This window comes from Wukongibacter baidiensis (assembly GCF_050888315.1).
Lineage (GTDB): Bacteria > Bacillota > Clostridia > Peptostreptococcales > Caminicellaceae > Wukongibacter > Wukongibacter baidiensis.
The window spans coordinates 5,951,541-5,968,677 of the sequence record NZ_CP138202.1; the positions used below are offsets into that span (position 1 = coordinate 5,951,541).

Genomic DNA, 17,137 nt, shown 5'->3' on the forward strand with positions numbered 1-17,137 from the left:
AAGGAGATGATGATTTGAAAAAAAGATTGGTAATAATTGATGGTAACAGCCTTATAAATAGAGCTTTTTATGCTTTGCCGGATTTGATAACTAAGGAAGGTATACATACTAATGGAGTTTTTGGTTTTATAAAAATGATTAATAAAATACAAGAAGAGTACAAGCCTGAGTATTTAAGTGTTGCATTTGACCTAAAAGCACCTACCTTTAGACACCTTGCATATAAGGAATATAAGGGACATAGAAAGAAGATGCCTAGTGAATTGGCTCAGCAAATGCCTATTCTAAAGGAAGTTCTTGATGCATATAAAATACATAGAACAGAGCTAGAAGGCTTTGAGGCCGATGACTTGATAGGTACTATCGCTAAGATGTCTGCTGAAAATGACTTTGAGGTAATAATAGTTACAGGTGATAAGGATGCGCTGCAACTGGTATCTCCTAATATAACTGTTATGATCACTAAAAAGGGTATTTCTAACCTAGAAGTTTATGATAGAGAGATGGTTATAGAAAAATTTGGAGTAACTCCTGAGCAAATTATCGACTTCAAGGGTCTTGTAGGGGATAAATCCGATAACATACCTGGAGTACCTGGAGTTGGTGAAAAAACAGCTACAAAGCTATTGAATGAGTTTAATACAGTAGAAGAACTAATAATGAATGTAGAGAGCGTTTCTAGTAAAAGGATCAAAGAAAAGATACAGGAAAATACGGAAATAGCGATGCTAAGTAAAAGATTGGCAACAATTAAGATTGACATACCATTAGATCTTGACCTAGAAGAGCTTAAGATAATATCTCCAGACAATGAAAAGCTAATAGCGTTATTTAAAAAATATGAATTCACCAGTTTGATTAAGACTTTGAATATTCAAGGTGAGGGTCAGGAAGAAGCAGGTGAAGAAGCAATAGCTAAAAAGGATGTTGATGTAAAGATTGTTGAAAATGCTGAAGAGCTAAACACGATTATCGACATTATAAAAAGCAAAAAGAGCTTTGCATTCAAAATCTTTAAAAAAGAAAATAATCTGAGAACTGACAATATTGTTGGTATTTCTATATGCATAGATTCAGATAATAATTACTATATAAATGTAAGGGAAAATGAAGAACTTTTAATGCTGCTTAAGGATGTATTTGAAGATAATGAAATTAACAAGATGGGACATGGATTAAAAAAGGAAATTATAGCCCTTTTAAGATATGACATTGATTTAAATGGTATAGAGTTTGATAGCTTTATTGCTGCTTACTTGCTTAGACCATCTAGAAGTGATTATGATGTATCTGATCTGGCAGCTGAATATGTAGGAACTAAAATAGACAGCGAGGAAGAACTTCTTGGTAAGGGTAAGAAGGCTAAGAAATTCAGCGACTTGACTAAGGGAGAGCTATCTAAGTATGGTGGAGAATGTTGTGATGTAGTGGTGCGTGTTAAGGAGCTTTTAACGAAGGAATTAAATGAACTTGAGCTAACTAACTTGTTTGAACAAGTAGAGATGCCTCTTATTGAGGTACTTGCTAATCTCGAGTACGAAGGGTTTAGAGCTGATAAGAGTGTCCTTGAAAAGCTAGATGTAGAATTGACGGCTAAAATTGAAGATATAACAAATCAAATCTATGGGCTATCTGGTGAAGAGTTTAATATAAATTCACCAAAGCAATTGGGTGTTATACTATTTGAAAAGCTTGAGCTTCCTGTAATTAAAAAGACTAAAACTGGATATTCAACAAGCCATGATGTTTTGGAAAAGCTATTAAAGAGACATCCGATAATATCCCTTATAATAGAATACAGACAGTTCGTTAAGTTAAAGTCTACATATATTGATGGTTTATTCAATCTAATAAATCCAGTTACAGGAAAAATACATTCAAGCTTCAATCAGACGGTTACTGTTACAGGGAGAATTAGTAGTACGGAGCCAAATCTGCAAAATATACCGATAAAGATGGAAATGGGTAGAAGGATACGTAAGGTATTCATTTCTTCCGACGAAGACCACAGTCTAATAGATGCTGACTACTCTCAAATAGAGTTAAGGGTTTTAGCTCATATGTCTAATGATGAGAATCTGCTTAAGGCCTTTAAAGAGGATGAAGATATACATACCCTTACTGCATCACAAGTATTTAATGTGGATATAGATAAGGTTACTTCCTTAGAAAGAAGTAGGGCAAAGGCTGTAAACTTTGGAATCGTCTACGGTATAAGTGATTTTGGTTTAGCTACTAATTTAAATATAACTAGAAAAGAAGCCAAAACATATATAGATGAGTACTTGAAAAAATACAGTGGTGTTAAAGAGTACATGGATAATGAAGTTAAAAAGGGTAAGGAAATGGGATATGTAACTACAATATTGAATAGAAGAAGATATATACCTGAGCTCAAGTCAAAGAACTTTAATTTAAGATCTTTTGGTGAAAGAACTGCTATGAATACTCCTATCCAAGGAAGTGCAGCGGATATCATAAAGATAGCTATGATAAAGGTATTCCATGAGCTTAAGGAAAGAAAGTTAAAGTCTAGATTGATCTTACAGGTACACGATGAGCTTATCATTGATGCCCATAAGGATGAAATTGATGAGGTAAAGAAATTATTAAAGGAAAACATGGAAGAGGCTATCAAGATAAGTGTTCCTCTTAAAGTCGATATGAATATTGGCGATAATTGGTACGATACTAAGTAAAGGTAAAGGGAGTATAGAATGAAAGTAATAGGCTTGACAGGAGGCATTGCTTCGGGAAAGAGTACAGTTTCAAATTATCTTAGGGATCTTGGTGCAGTAATTATAGATGCTGATATTGTTGCTAGGGAGATTGTGGAAAAAGGACAGCCGGCCCTAGCTGAAATCGTAGACTATTTTGGAGGAAAAGTCCTAAATTACGATGGAACCCTTAATAGAAAATATCTGGGATCAATAGTTTTCAGCGATCCCGATAAACTACAGGTTTTAAATAAGATTACCCATAAGAGGATAATTGAAAGAATAGAAGACAAAATCGATTATTATAGACATAAAGAGAATCTAAAGGCAATATTTGTTGATGCCGCTTTGCTAATAGAGATGAAAATGTATCTTTTGACCGACGAAGTTTGGTTAGTCACTGTCAGTAAGGAAACGCAAATCGAAAGAATAATGCTTAGGGACAATCTGTCTTCTAATGAGGCAATTGAGAGAATAAATTCCCAAATGTGTTTAGAGCAGAAAAAACAACACGCAGACGTCATTTTAGATAATTCTAAGGATTTCAATTTCTTAAAAGAACAAGTAGAGACCGTATATAATAGTATTTTCGGAGGTGCTTAATTGGGGATTTTTGACTTAAGGAGATATCGGATTGTTATAGCACTTTTAGCCATAGGTATGTTAATTTTTATTTGTGTATATGCTTTCAATTTTGCAATGAAAACTGTATATCCATTACATTATGAAGGGCTTATAAAAAAATACTCCGAGGAATATGATCTAGATATTCTTTTTGTTGCATCGGTAATAAGGGCTGAGAGTAAATTTGACTCAAAGGCTGTTTCTCCAAAGGGTGCCAAGGGACTTATGCAAATAGCTAGTATAACTGGCAGATGGGCTTCAAAGGAATTAGGGATTGAAGGGTATGACGAGGAGATGTTATTCAACCCTGAAGTAAATATTAAAATTGGGTGCTGGTACCTCAACAAACTACGAAAAGAGTTTGGAGATAACACAGTACATATATTAGCAGCCTATAATGCAGGGAGCGGGAATGTAAGCAAATGGCTTCGTAATGAAAAATATTGTCCAGATGGGGAGCAACTTGTGGAGATTCCCTTTGGAGAGACTAAAAGGTATATTGAGAGAGTAGAAAGAAATTTTAAGATATACAATTATCTCTATAAGGAATTTTAATTGTATACTTCTAAAAGAGTAGTGATCGCATAATTTATTATTGAATAATGTTTAAAATTTAGTTATAATTGTTTTAAATTTTGCTTTAGTATATTTTGACATGTAATTAAGTTCTGCTATATGAACTCTACATATTCAAGGGAAATTAATTAATTTAACCCAGATTATTATATTATTCCCTCGGATAATGTACCGAGAAAGGATTGGTTTAATGAAACAAATGAAGAGTCTGGATGATGCAAAGAGCTTTGAATTAGACAGAGACAGGATGATTCATTCAGCAAGTCATGAGGAAATACTTAATTGTGTAACGACTGATATTTACTTTTTAAGGACTCTTGATATATTAAAGGAAATGGGCCTTGATGATACGATTGTTACTGCTGAAATCTTCCCTAGAAAGCCTGGTGTTTTCGCTGGTATAGAGGAAGTTAAAAATATGCTAAGAGGTAAAGATATCGAGATATGGGCCATAGACGAAGGAGAAGAGTTTAGTCCTAAGGATACGGTAATTAGAATAAAGGGGCCTTACAAGGAGTTTGCTGCCTTTGAAACGGTTGTTTTAGGAGCACTGGCAAGCTCATCTGGATGGGCAACAGCTGCTAGAGAAGTTAAAGAAGCCTGTGGAGAAAAGAACTTTCTTTGCTTCGGGGCTAGACATGTACATCCTTCAGTAGCTCCTGTTATGGAAAGGTCAGCAGTGGTTGGAGGGGCAACCGGTGCAAGTTGTATTTTAGCAGCTAAGCTATTAAATATAGAGCCTTCTGGAACGCTTCCCCATGCTGCTATGCTAATAGCCGGTGATACAGCAAGGATAGCAGAGGTGTATGATAAGGTAATGCCTGAGTCTCATAAGAGAACTGTATTAATTGACACCTTTAAAGATGAGGTTGAAGAGTCACTAAGAATTGCAGATTTACTTGGAGAAAATTTGTATGCCATAAGAGTTGATACGCCTAGTGAGAGAGGTGGAGTAACTCCAGGGTTAATTAAAGAATTGAGATATAAATTGGATATGGCAGGTCATACCCATGTAAAGATTTTTGTTTCAGGAGGATTGACGCCTGAAAGGATAAGAATCTTATCTGAAGCAGGGGCTGATTCCTTTGGTGTTGGAAGCTATATCTCGGCGGCATCACCTATTGATATGACTATGGATATAAAAGAGGTAGATGGAAAGCCAGTTGCTAAAAGAGGTAGATTACCTGGTCTTGTGGACAATCCAAAATTAAAGCATATAGAATTTTAGATAACTAATAGGGGACGAGAGTCCTCTATTATATTTATGTAAAAAATTACAATTTTAATAAAATATTCTAATTTTCTATAGTGCAACCCTCTTGACAAAACCAGTAAATATCTGTATAATAATTTTTGTCACTAAAACAAAACAACTTTTCAACACGATTATGCGGATGTGGCGGAATGGCAGACGCGCTATCTTGAGGGGGTAGTGAGCAACGCTCGTATGGGTTCAAATCCCATCATCCGCACCAATTAATCTGAAATATTTGTGAGTCTCATATTTTGAACCTACAGGACTACTAAGGGAGTTCAACATTTAGGTGTAGATATGTACCATTACGTGAGACCTCTTTACGGCTGTAAAGGCGATAGAAGCATCTGTGAGGACACCCACCTATCGATGAGATAGGTGTCAAAATATGAGGTACGGTATTTTGGATTATACCATTTGAACAATTTAAATTAATTCTACAAAGACAGGTTAGTATGCCTGTCTTTTTATTGTGCTCATTTTGAATCTCCTAATATTACTATCAATTAATGATAGATTTCCATAATATGTTATGACAAATAGAGCATTTCAATATTTGATAGCGATATTAGAAATAGGAGGTTGGAAATTAGTGACTAAAAATAAAGCTGATCAATATAACAAAGCTTGTGAGGTTGTGAATAATTTTGCTAAGTGCAAATCAAAGCACCCTGAACCTCAAAAGGTAATACTGGAATGCGGTGAGGGTAGAGGAAGTAGAACCTTTACATCAACCAATTATATGCCATTTCAAATAGCCCGTGTTAGGGTTGATACTACATGCTTAAATAAATCTAAAGTGTTAATAAAGTTTTCCAGTCTTGTTAAAGCTGAACCCACAGCGCTGGGAATCATTCGATTAGAATATGAATTATTTAGATCCTGTAATGGAAGGAAACCATTATCATTAGGAACTTGGATCTTTGAAAAAGATACTAGAATACTTTTGGCTATTAACAGTATAGAAGAGTCATTTAATTTCATATTTTGTGAATACCAGCCATGCAGTGACTGTTGTGATTACTTTGTAACTGTCTCACCAATTGAAATAACTGGGGCTGGTAGTGTTGCCACGGTCAGTAATGGGCGAATAGCAGCATTAACTCAATCACTATGTGATTATAAAAGTAATAAATTCTCAAAAGATGCACTAAAGCATAAAGATTTTGAATCAGAAAAAATTGTAATGGTATGTGGTAATGGGACTGGAGTAAACCAAGCTTTAATTTCAAATCCATCTGATATTCAAATCCCCATAAGTCTAGCTAATGTTACAATTGACACAAGCTGCTTAAGTAGATCAAAAGTTCTAGTAGAATTTTCAAGTATTGTTAAAACTAGCTTTCAAAGCTTTCGTAAAATTTTATTACAATTTGAATTACTCAGAGTATGTGGAGGTAGTGAGCCAATATCATGTGGGGTTTGGAGATTTGAAGAAGATAATACTGCCATTATTACCACAGAACAAAAAGAAAGAGGATTTAGTTTTATATTTTGTGAATCTTTAAATACATCGGAATGCTGTAGCTATTTTGTAGAAGTTACACCTTTAGAAATATCTAAAGGTGAAGGATTGACAGCTTGGGGAATTTACAACACCCAAATTAATGCCTATGTTCAACCATTGAAGAATGATTGCATCCAGTATTGTGATTACAATAAGATTGAAGATGAAGGTAACTGCGCTATTTGTAATCCAGTACATTCGAAACCTAAAAAAATATTATTAGAGTGTGGCTATAGTAATGGAAGTAAGACTTTCACTTCACCGAGTGATGCCTCGTTTCAATTAGCACATGTTAGCATTGATACAACTTCTCTTTGTAAGCCAATGGTGAATATCCAGTTTTCCAGTATTTTGAGTATTGCCTCTGAATCTCAAGTGGGCGCGTCGGTTGTTCAGTTGCGGTATGAATTATTTAGAAGCATTGATGGTGGAACGCCTATATCAATTGCCCTCTGGACAGTGGATAGAGTTCGACTATTATTGGATAGAACCACAGAAACCTTTGACTTTACTTATTGCGACTTAGCAGTTTGTCCTGGGTGTTGTGACTACTTTGTAACTGTTAGACCCGTGGAATTATATCTAACAACTAATTTTGCATATGCAATTACAACTGTTAGCAATGGTAGAATGGCTGCATTGGCACAGGAAGGATAAATAGAAATATAAGGCGACTATGGTCGTCTTAATTTTTTTGACTATATTATATAAATAAGAAATTATGTAATTCTATTTACAATATTTACTTGGTATTAGTACCTTATAAGGGGAGCTATATAAGAGATATCTGCTTTTTTACTTACTGCATATTTAAAGAAAAATCTGATACGAAAAAAGTAGTGCCGAGTTAAGAAGGATAAAGTGCTTTTATCTTGTTAACTGGATAAATTAAGAGTAATGAGTTATAATTTAGAGACAATAGACAAAACTATATAGTAGTAGGTGATATATTTTGACTCAAATAAGACAAGATTTGTTTACAGATAAAATGGTAATAATGGCGACGGGGAGGGCTAAAAGACCTTGTGATTACAAAAAAACAGAAGAGAAGAAAGAGATTCCAGAGTTCAGAAAGTGCTGTGTCTTCTGCCCGGGTAATGAGGAAATAGTACCTGCTGAGATAGAGAGAATAGAAAGAAATGGACTATGGAGTGTAAGGGCGATACCTAATAAATACCCAATATTGAATGATGAGTATGAAGATGAGTGCAGTCATGAATTATATAAGTGCGTTATGGGTCAAGGGTTCCACGAAGTGATAATAGATACATATAAGCATAACGGAAATTTCTTTAATATGGAGAAGGAAGAGTTCTTTGATTATTTAAGTATTTTAAAAAGTAGATACAGTAAACTTAAAGGAAAAGATAATGTACAGTATATAAGTATCTTCAAAAACTACTTAAAAAGGGGAGGTGCCTCATTGGAGCATCCCCATAGTCAAATCATTACCTTGCCTCTTATTTCGCCAGATACGGCTAAGGAAATAGCTAATGCTAGAGCTTACTTTGATAAAAATGGAGTAAGTCTACATGAATACATAATTGATTATGAGAGAAGCAAGAATGAAAGAGTTATCCATGAGACGGAAAGCTTTATAGTGATGGCGCCTTATGCTTCCATATACAGCAACGAAGTAGTGATTATTTATAAGCATAATAATAGATTTGAAGATATATCTACCGATGCTATAGAAGAACTTTCAGGCATATTAAAGATACTATTTGAAAAGATGCAAAACTTACTTGGGAATTTTCCATTTAATATGTTTTTTCATACCCATCCCTTAAATCTAGAGAGAATCGATTTCTATAGATGGCATATACATGTTACTCCTAAAATGGGCAGTATGGGAGGTTTTGAGACGTCAACAGGTATTCATGTTAATTCAGTTAGACCCAAAGATATAGCTAACCACCTTAAGTGGTGAAAATAATAAGAAAAATAATATCGAGACTCAGTTTGGTAGGAGGATTATGACTAGATCATAGACCTCCTACTTTACTTTTAATCATTTCTCGAAGCCTATTATAAAAAAACATTGATTTGGAGAAACTAAATAATGTTTCGCAACAAAGATTCTTAGAGGTTATCTCTGTAGGTTAAGATTTACATTAATCACAGAGTAATAACTCGCTATCAGGTGTATTTTATTTGGAGGAGTATGTGTTGAATAAAGAGGTGGTTTCTGATAGACAAGGTATATTTCTCGTGATTCTTTTTGTTATTGGCTCCGGTTCTGTAACTGTACCAGGACTTGAGGCAAAACAAGATGTATGGTTAGCATCTATTTTAGGAATAGTGTTATCTCTTCCGATGGTATTTATATATGCTAGATTACAATATATTTTTCCTGATAAAGATTTATATGATATTATTCAGATTTGCTTTGGGAGGTTTCTTGGTAATCTAGTGATAATATTTTTTGTTTTACATCTTATTGCCATTCAAGGAACGATTATAAGGCATCATGGAGAATTTATAACCGTAGTTGGGTTAATAGATACACCGATTATAATTATAATATTCCTCTTTTCAGGAGTAGTTGCTTATGCTTCTAAGAAGGGGATTGAGGTCTTGGGACGATGGGGTGAATTATTTATCAAGGTAGTTATTCCTCTTACGGTTATTATGCTAATACTATTTATTCCAGACATGAATATAAATAATATTAAACCTATGCTGGCAAAGGGAATTAAACCCTTAGCTCTTGGGTCTTTTAAAATACTTGTATTCCCTTTTTCTCAAATAGTTGTATTCTCTGCGGTATTTTCTAGCTTTAGGAAAAGAAAATCACCTTACAATATATATCTTAAGGGCTTCCTAATATCAGCTTTAATAATGTTTGCTACCTCCCTTAGTGTTATTCTAGTACTTGGAGTAAATCAAGCAGGTAGCAAATATTTTTCTACCCATGCCGCTGTGACTAGAATAAATATAATGAGTATGCAGAGGGTTGAGGTGTTATCATCCATTTTATTCCTGTTAGGTGGGTTTGTCAAAATGGGTATACACTTAATAGCGATATGCATTGGAATATCTAAGATTTTTAGACTTAGAGACTATAGAATACTTGTGATCCCTGTGGCAGCACAGCTAGTTAACCTAACCTATTTAACATGGTATGGCACGATGGATTTTTTTGAATTTGATAGAGATGCAATGCCATATATTAGCTTTTTGAACAGAGTAATCATACCCATTGTTGTATTAATATTTGCTGAAATCAAAAAGAAAAAATTAACAGATATCTCGACGTGATCATAAAATGAATAGGATTATTTGATAGTTATTAGTAATTATAAAAAATTATCATTGAATTGTTAAAAAGTTGTTGAAATCTGGCTCTAAAAAATGTATAATAAATAAAGAATATTCTGAAAAGTGAGGGAACTATTATGACATCGAAAAGTGATTACTTAAACTTACTTGAAAAGCTAAAAATCATTTATGAAAAAGTGGATGATGATAATAAAAACAGATTAGAAGAAGCTATTCAAATGGTTGTAACAAAATTTGAAAATAGAATTTAGCAGAAAAAAAGCCATGGTTACTTGTTAACTGTGGTTTTTTTTATAATACATAGGAAATTAGGAAAATGGACGTAAGATATAGTTATGAAAAAAATACGAATTTTCAGTATTTTTTTAATTTGAATAACATAATTTAGACTAATCTATAGAAAACAATAATATGATATAATATATGTGATTGAGGATGTACCATTGTTAGTTTTAAGAGAATTGTTTGATTAAAAAATATAATTATAGAGAGAAAAATCATGCAGTTTTCTTAAGTATATAGAGCGCAAAGGATTTGTTGCGACTTCTATAAATATTTTAGGAGGGGTTATATGAGACGAAATAGGACTAAGACTAGAAAAAGTAATAATAACAATATTGTAAAAATACTAGGGGCTATAGCACTATTATGTGTATTAGCAATAAGCATAGGCTATTTTGGGACAAAATATTTTATAATACCTAAATATTTAACTAGCCAAAATACCAGCGCTAGCGGGAATACCACACAAAAGAAGGTTGATTTAAAACCCCAGAAAAACGTTGATAACGAAAAAACACCAGCTTCAAATGGAACAGAGGGATCAAAGGAAACTAATGAAACAAAAGAAACGGCTAGCAATAATGAAGGGAAAGAACAGACCGCTGAGAAAAAATTATATTCTCTTGAAGTACCACCTTTAAATATTTTCAACATCCAGGTTGGAAGCTTTGACAATAAAGCTCATGCTGAGACCCAGGTGAAAAATTTAAAGGATAAGGGTCTATCTGGATATATTGTTGAATCCGATAGATATAGGGTTATGGTTATGTCCTTTGTTCAAAGAGAAAGCGCTGATAAGTACAAAAATAGTATTAAGGATGTTTACGCAGATGCTTTCATTTCACCAAAACAATTACCGACTAGAGAAGTAAACTATGGGGAATCGGGAAAAGGGTATAGTGAAGTTGCTTCAAAACAAATAAAGGAGCTTAAGAAGTATTACGAAAGTTATTCTAGTTTCTTGGCTAATAATGATATTAATACTTTAGAGACAAGCAAAATAACACAATTTGTTGATAGTCAAATTAACAGTCTAGATGGAATCGCAAAATCTATATCGACTGTTAGTCCTTCTGACGACTTCAAAAATTTTAACAGTAAGTTCAATAATATCGTAACGACAGCAAAAACAAAACTTACAGAAGCTAAGAAGTCTAACTTCTCAGACAGGACTAAATTATTTGAAATTTTCATGGAAAGCTTGAATTCATTTGAGGGTATAATATAAGGAGGTAAACGACATAAATGTTAGTGGGAGAAGTTAAACATTTACTAGATGCAGAGTTTTTATCGGGAGACGAGCACTCGGAGGTTGTAGTAACTGGAGCCTTTGGTTGTGACCTGATGAGTGATGTTTTGGCCTTTGTAGAAGATAAAATTTTACTATTAACTGGTCTTACAAATCTACAGGTAATTAGAACCGCTGAAATGTTAGATATTAATGCTATTGTTTTTGTAAGAGGAAAGACTCCTCCGCAGGAAGTGATAGATATGGCAAGAGAAATGGGAATAGCTCTATTAGCTACAAATCATACCCTATATACCTCTTGTGGAATACTATATAATAATGGACTAAAAGGCATTACAATTGGAGGAATATAAAAGAATGGATTTAAATGAAAAAAGTACAGGAATAAAGCTTGAGTATGAGATAGTAAAGGATGATTTTGCTAGAGCAGGAGAAGCTTCCAGTAGCATTAAAAAGGTACTAAGACAGCTTGGTATTGACTCTAGCGTTATCAGAAAAACTGCTATCGCCACATATGAAGCAGAAATAAATGTTGTTATCCATTCTGAGGGTGGAAAAATAACAGTTTATATAAAGCCAGATAAAATTGAAATAATTGCTAAAGATAATGGCCCTGGTATCAAGGACATTGATCTTGCTATGCAGAAGGGCTTTTCTACTGCATCAAATAAAGTTAGAGAATTAGGATTTGGTGCAGGTATGGGATTACCTAATATTAAGAGATCGAGTGATGAGTTTTATATTGAATCCGAAGTTGGTAAAGGAACCACTGTTAAAATGGTGATGAACCTATAATCTAAAATTAATATTGCGTTCTAATATTTTTAATATTGGGGGATAGTAAATGAAAGATTATTGGCACTCAGTTGCTTTGGAAAAAGAAAAGTGTAATGGATGTACAATTTGTTTAAGAAGATGTCCAACTGAGGCTATTAGAATAAGAGATGGCAAGGCAAAGATTATCAAGGAAAGATGTATTGATTGTGGGGAATGTATTAGAGTCTGTCCATATCATGCTAAAAAGGCTTTTGCTGATGATTTGAAATCCATTGAAAAGTACAAGTTTAAGATAGCCTTGGTTTCCTTACCTCTATATGGCCAATTTGGACTAGATATGGATATAAATAAAGTTTTTAACTGTTTTTATGAGTTGGGATTTGACATGGTGTATGATGTGGCATATGCAGCTGATCTGGTATCATCTTTGCAAAGCGACATTCTAAAGGAGAGTAAGACTAAACCGTTGATTGCTACATTGTGTCCGGCAATAACACGACTCATACAAATTAGATTCCCATCTTTAATAGATAATATAATAAATCTTGAATCACCTATGGAAATAGCTGCAAGATTAGCTAAACAACAAGCCTCTAAAGAACATTGTCTAAATCTTAACGATATCGGGGCATTCTATATTACTCAATGTCCTGCCAAAATCACAAGCATCAAGAAGCCTATAGGTATAGAAAAATCCTATGTTGATGGCGCAATTCCAATAAAATCAATTTATACAAAACTCTTAAAAATTTACGACGACGTAGAAAAAAACAATAAGATTCAAAAAGCCTCTGGTCAGGGAATTGGATGGGCAAGGGTTGGTGGACAAAGTTTCGCCTTAGGCCTAGAAAAATTCTTAGCTGTAGATGGAATTGAAAACGTTATTAAGGTTCTTGAAGAGATTGAACTCGGAAAGCTTAATAATATTGATTTCTTTGAAGGTTATGCCTGTGTCACGGGATGTGTTGGAGGACCTCTTAATGTTGAGAATCCCTTTGTAGCCAAAAATAGAATTAGACAATTAGCTAATAATTGTGAGAAAGATAGATTGGATGAAGCAGAGGTGGCTAAACAACTTGAAGGTATAGATGTAGGATGGACAGAAGAAATCAAATCTTTAGGTATCATGAAGCTTGATGCAGATATCGAAAAGGCAATAGAAAAGATGGAACTTATAGATATGATTAATAAGGAGCTACCTGGAATAGACTGCGGTTCATGTGGAGCCCCAAACTGTCACGCAATGGCAGAGGATGTTGTTAGAGGAAAGGCTAAGCTAGAAGACTGTATAATAAAAATGAAGAAAAAAGTTGATAAATAACGGGGGGAATTAAGATGATTATTAAGGACTTAAGAGATAAATTTGAATTTAAGGTTTTAGCTGGTGAAGATAGTCTAGAGAAAGAAATTAGTGGTTTATATTGCTGTGATTTGCTTAGCTGGGTAATGTCACATGCTAAGGATGGAGATGCATGGATCACTGTTCAAACCCATATGAATATTGTGGCTATTGCATCATTACTTAATTTAGCCTGTGTTATAGTACCTGAGTCCATCGATGTAGATGAGGATACAATTGAAAAGGCTAACGATGAGGGGATACCTATCCTGTCAACTGATCTTGACAGCTTTAAGATTTTTACAAAGTTCTATGAAGCTGGGATGAGATAAATGAAACTATTCTACGACTTGCATATTCATACTGCGTTATCCCCATGTGGGGATAACGACATGTCTCCAATGAATATTATAAACATGTCTATAATAAAGGGATTAGATGTAATTGCTATAACTGACCATAACTCCGTAAAAAACTGTATACCATGTCTAGAAGCGGCCAAGGGTAATGACATAATAGTTATTCCAGGTATGGAGATTCAAACCAAAGAGGAAGTACATTTGATTTGTCTTTTTAGAAATATAGAGTCTGCCCTTCAGTTTGGAGAGATTGTAGATAAATTAATACCAGATGTACCTAATAAGCCGGATTTCTTTGGAGAACAATTAGTTTTTGATGTGGATGGAAATACTGCCTGCAAGGAAAGCAGACTATTAGTTTCATCGGTAAACATGAGTATAGATAAGGTTTTTTCAACGGTTAGTGAGTTGAATGGTGTAGTTATACCTGCCCATGTGGATAAAAGAAACTTTAGTGTTATATCGAACTTAGGTTTTGTCCCTTTCAATTTAGATATAAAAATCATCGAATTTTCAAAGAAATGCAATAGGGAAGATTTTATTAGCAAAAATAAGTACTTAGAGAAATACAAAATAATTGTCAATTCTGACGCACATTATTTAGGCGATATTTCTGAGCCGGTTAATTATATGGAGGTTGATGCTAAGGATATTGACTCTGTTTTCAATTTTCTTAAATAGTTGAGAGGCATAATATTTAAGGTGGAGTTGATATTTTTTCATGAAGATTTGAAAGCTAAAGTACAGAATACGCAGTATAAGGGGAAATATTTATGAGAGAGCTATCAATGCATATTTTAGATATTGCACAGAATTCTATTGTTGCAGGAGCTTCTGTTATAGAGATTGTAATAAATGAGAATTTAAATGAAGACACTTTAACAATTATTATTGAGGACAACGGTAAAGGTATGAGTGAGGAAGAGGTGTCTAAGGTTATAAGTCCCTTTTTTACAAGCCGTACAACAAGAAAGGTTGGTCTTGGAATACCTATGTTTAAGGCTTCGGCAGAGGCCTGTGATGGATCCTTTAAAATTACCTCGGAGAAGGGCAAGGGAACCTATGTTGAAGCCGTATTTAAGCATAGCCATATTGACAGAGTACCTATAGGGAATATGCCTGACACTATGGTGGTGTTAGTTTCATCGGATATAAATATTGATTTTATTTATAAACATATAATAAATGATAAAGAATATATGTTAAGCACTAAGGAGATTAAAGAGGTTTTAGGTGAGGTTCCTATAAACGGTATGGATGTTTTAGAGTGGATAAAAGGTAATATTATTGAAGGGATCAAGGAGTTGAAGTGAAAATATGGTAGTAATTTATTTACATTTGAATAATTAAATGGTATAATTCATGGCATAAATTAATACTACTATATAAGAGACGTGAGTTGGAGAGTCGCATAAATAGGCCATGGATTTATAGCCTTTTATATTGCGGCTTTTTTTATTGCCCGCAATATACCATCTCATAACTGAATTCCTAATACATAGTTCTTAGTGAAGCTTAATTTATACATATAAAAATATTTTATGGTACTGGGGTATTTTGATGTATATAAGTTAAAGTTTTGACTGGAATCTCTATAAGTAATATCCTCATACAATACAGTAAATTACCTTAAAAATTGATATTTATAATGAAGAACTATATTGAAAGTTAAAAAAATATCGAAGATTGACAATAAAAATAATACAAGGTACCATATTTAAGTAATAGTTTACAGATAAGTACAAAATTAACCTTTAAAAAAGGCTTTGTATACTGTATACTATTAAAGGGGACTAATAAATACTATTTTTATTGTTTATAATTACTTTAAGAGGAGTGATATAAAATGGGGCTTTTGTCATTTAGAGGTGGAGTACATCCTCCACATTTTAAAGAGCCTACTTCAAGACATGCGATTGAAAAGGCTGCCCAGCCGAAAATTGTAACCATTCCCCTTAGTCAGCACATTGGTGCGCCATGTGAACCTTTAGTGAAGCCTGGCGACGAAGTAAAGGTTGGCCAAAAAATTGGTGAAGCAACTTCCTTCGTTTCAGCACCTATACACAGTAGTGTATCTGGCAAAGTCAAGGGAGTAAAAAAGAGTCTTACTCCAAGTGGGGAAGCTTTATGTGTTATCATCGAGTCCGATGGACTAGATACCCTTCATGAAAACGTTACACCTAAGGGCGATATTGCAACATTGAGTGGAGAAGAAATAAAGAACATCATTAAAGAAGCGGGTATTGTAGGAATGGGTGGAGCAGGATTCCCAACCCATGTAAAACTATCACCGCCACCGGAAAATAAGATTGATACTATAATCTTAAATGGTGCTGAGTGTGAGCCTTATCTTACAGCCGATCATAGGCTAATGCTAGAAAATCCTGGAGACATAGTTTATGGATTAAAGGCAATGATGAAGGTTGTAAATGTTGAAAAGGCTTATATTGGTATTGAAGATAATAAGCCGGACGCAATTAAAGTAATGAAAGAAGCTGTTAAAAACGAAAAGGGCATTGAGGTTGTTGGTCTACATACTAAATATCCTCAAGGTGCTGAAAAACAGCTTATTTATGCATGTACGAAGAGAGAAGTTCCTTCTGGTGGACTTCCTATGGCAGTAGGCGTAGTGGTAAACAATGTTGGAACTGCTGCAGCTATTGCAGATGCAATTAAAACAGGTATGCCACTTATCGAAAGAATTTGTACTGTAACTGGAAAAGGTATAAAGGAACCGAAAAATCTACTTATTAAGGTTGGTACAAGCTTCAAGGAGATTGTTGAGCAATGTGGTGGATACAGCGGAAATATTGGAAAAATCATTATGGGTGGTCCAATGATGGGTCTTGCTGTGCATACCGATGAAATACCAGCAGTAAAGACGACTTCGGGAATATTAGTATTTACACCTGATGAAGCGTCACTTCCAAAGCCTAAAAATTGTATTAAATGCGGTAAATGTGTAGAAATCTGTCCAGCATTTTTACAACCGCTATATATAAGTGCATATTCATTAAACAACATGTTTGAGACGTCAGAAAAATATAATGCTTTAGATTGTATTGAATGCGGGTCATGTTCATTTATTTGCCCTTCTAAGAGACCTTTATTACAATCAATTCGTGTTGCAAAACGTGAGATAATAGCTAAAAAAAGAAAAACAAAGTAGT

16 protein-coding genes, 1 tRNA gene and 1 other RNA gene are annotated in these 17,137 nt (G+C 34.1%); all 18 read left to right on the plus strand.

The annotated features are described in order from the left end of the window. Positions 1-14: 14 nt before the first annotated feature. The 18 genes from polA (at position 15) to rsxC (ending at position 17,136) form a co-directional block, all read left to right on the plus strand. Positions 15-2,699, plus strand: a complete 2,685-nt coding sequence (gene polA / locus R9X47_RS27250; RefSeq protein WP_432664206.1) for a DNA polymerase I — start codon at positions 15-17, stop codon at positions 2,697-2,699. 18 nt (positions 2,700-2,717) lie between these two features. Further along, positions 2,718-3,320 (plus strand): dephospho-CoA kinase, encoded by a 603-nt coding sequence (coaE, locus tag R9X47_RS27255; RefSeq protein WP_432664207.1) that lies wholly within the window; start codon positions 2,718-2,720, stop codon positions 3,318-3,320. Then, positions 3,321-3,896, plus strand: coding sequence for a lytic transglycosylase domain-containing protein (locus R9X47_RS27260; protein ID WP_432664208.1), 576 nt, complete (start codon positions 3,321-3,323; stop codon positions 3,894-3,896). It begins immediately after the preceding gene. Between the two features lie 211 nt (positions 3,897-4,107). Continuing rightward, a complete protein-coding gene (locus tag R9X47_RS27265) occupies positions 4,108-5,145 on the plus strand; it encodes a nicotinate phosphoribosyltransferase (RefSeq protein WP_432664209.1) in 1,038 nt (345 codons plus the stop codon). A 162-nt stretch (positions 5,146-5,307) separates the two neighbouring features. Beyond that, positions 5,308-5,392 (plus strand) — tRNA-Leu (locus R9X47_RS27270). Beyond that, positions 5,393-5,586: non-coding RNA, 6S RNA (gene ssrS, locus R9X47_RS27275), on the plus strand. A gap of 178 nt (positions 5,587-5,764) precedes the next feature. After that, entirely contained in the window at positions 5,765-7,336 is a 1,572-nt protein-coding gene (locus R9X47_RS27280) for a DUF4489 domain-containing protein (protein ID WP_432664210.1), read from the plus strand. Between the two features lie 295 nt (positions 7,337-7,631). Further along, positions 7,632-8,609 carry a galactose-1-phosphate uridylyltransferase gene (gene galT / locus R9X47_RS27285; protein WP_432664211.1) on the plus strand — a complete coding sequence of 326 codons (978 nt, stop codon included), beginning with the start codon at positions 7,632-7,634 and terminating at the stop codon, positions 8,607-8,609. Between the two features lie 236 nt (positions 8,610-8,845). After that, entirely contained in the window at positions 8,846-9,940 is a 1,095-nt protein-coding gene (locus R9X47_RS27290; RefSeq protein WP_432664212.1) for a GerAB/ArcD/ProY family transporter, read from the plus strand. Positions 9,941-10,077: 137 nt separating this feature from the next. Beyond that, positions 10,078-10,212 (plus strand): hypothetical protein, encoded by a 135-nt coding sequence (locus R9X47_RS27295; protein ID WP_432664213.1) that lies wholly within the window; start codon positions 10,078-10,080, stop codon positions 10,210-10,212. 320 nt (positions 10,213-10,532) lie between these two features. Beyond that, complete coding sequence (locus R9X47_RS27300; protein WP_432664214.1) at positions 10,533-11,471, plus strand: SPOR domain-containing protein; 939 nt, start codon at positions 10,533-10,535, stop codon at positions 11,469-11,471. 17 nt (positions 11,472-11,488) lie between these two features. Further along, positions 11,489-11,845 (plus strand): DRTGG domain-containing protein, encoded by a 357-nt coding sequence (locus tag R9X47_RS27305; RefSeq protein WP_432664215.1) that lies wholly within the window; start codon positions 11,489-11,491, stop codon positions 11,843-11,845. Positions 11,846-11,849: 4 nt separating this feature from the next. Beyond that, on the plus strand, positions 11,850-12,287 hold the full coding sequence (locus R9X47_RS27310) for an ATP-binding protein (protein ID WP_432664216.1): 438 nt from the start codon (positions 11,850-11,852) through the stop codon (positions 12,285-12,287). 49 nt (positions 12,288-12,336) lie between these two features. Then, positions 12,337-13,590 carry a [Fe-Fe] hydrogenase large subunit C-terminal domain-containing protein gene (locus R9X47_RS27315; RefSeq protein ID WP_432664217.1) on the plus strand — a complete coding sequence of 418 codons (1,254 nt, stop codon included), beginning with the start codon at positions 12,337-12,339 and terminating at the stop codon, positions 13,588-13,590. A gap of 14 nt (positions 13,591-13,604) precedes the next feature. Continuing rightward, complete coding sequence (locus R9X47_RS27320; protein ID WP_432664218.1) at positions 13,605-13,940, plus strand: DRTGG domain-containing protein; 336 nt, start codon at positions 13,605-13,607, stop codon at positions 13,938-13,940. After that, entirely contained in the window at positions 13,941-14,648 is a 708-nt protein-coding gene (locus tag R9X47_RS27325; protein ID WP_432664219.1) for a PHP domain-containing protein, read from the plus strand. Between the two features lie 92 nt (positions 14,649-14,740). Next, the gene (locus tag R9X47_RS27330; protein WP_432664220.1) at positions 14,741-15,280 is read left to right on the plus strand and encodes an ATP-binding protein; all 540 of its coding nucleotides are present in this window, start codon (positions 14,741-14,743) and stop codon (positions 15,278-15,280) included. Between the two features lie 533 nt (positions 15,281-15,813). After that, positions 15,814-17,136: an electron transport complex subunit RsxC gene (gene rsxC, locus R9X47_RS27335; RefSeq protein ID WP_432664221.1), complete on the plus strand. Its 1,323-nt coding sequence runs from the start codon at positions 15,814-15,816 to the stop codon at positions 17,134-17,136. Position 17,137: the final 1 nt, after the last annotated feature.